Source organism: Fulvivirga aurantia, from assembly GCF_009711475.1.
Classification (GTDB): Bacteria; Bacteroidota; Bacteroidia; order Cytophagales; family Cyclobacteriaceae; genus Fulvivirga; species Fulvivirga aurantia.
Genome location: NZ_SMMD01000145.1, coordinates 1 through 698, shown reverse-complemented (window position 1 = coordinate 698; position 698 = coordinate 1). Strand labels below are relative to the sequence as shown.

Annotated in this window: 1 protein-coding gene; it reads left to right on the top strand. The window is 37.4% G+C overall.

Features of this window, described 5'->3' with window-relative positions; all coding sequences use genetic code 11:
* On the top strand, positions 1-698 hold a 698-nt coding region (locus tag E1176_RS00395), incomplete at both ends, for an aminotransferase class V-fold PLP-dependent enzyme (RefSeq protein WP_155208618.1).

The window sequence follows — 698 nt, the reverse complement described above, 5'->3', positions numbered from 1 at the left end:
GAAATCATCGCATCACCAATGAGCTGCCTCGCATCAAATCAACCATTAGCATTACTGGGAGCACAGATTAAATGGGTTGATATCGACCCTAATATTGGATCATTGGACCCTGATGAGGTAAAAAAGAATATTTCATCTAATACAAAAGCTATATTACTATATCACTGGGGCGGGTACCCCGGACACATAGATGAAATTGTGGCAATAGGGCAACAATTTGATATTCCTGTAGTAGAGGATGCGATTGAAAGTTTTGGATCTGAATATAAAAATAAAAAAGTTGGTAATCATGGAGCTGATTTCACTTTGTTTTCTTTTCAGCCCGTTAGGCTACCTACTACCATTGATGGTGGTGGAATTGTTATAAGAAACTCCACCCTATTAGATAAGGCCCTCCTAATGAGAGATTATGGAATTAATAGATCCAATTTCAGGGATTCATTAGGAGAAATAAACCCGGAGTGCGATATAAGTTTACCTGGAATGGGGGCAACGCTAAACGAACTTGGTGCTTACATAGGATATACAGCAATGGATTATGTACCTGACTTATTGAAAAAGCAAAGAAATAATGCTAAAGTAAACAAGAGTGTACTCGATGTCTACAATGAAATATTACATTTAAGCCCTAAAGATGCACTGCCTAATTATTGGATTTATTCATTCTTGACACCTAAGAGGGATCTCCTCTTAAAAGA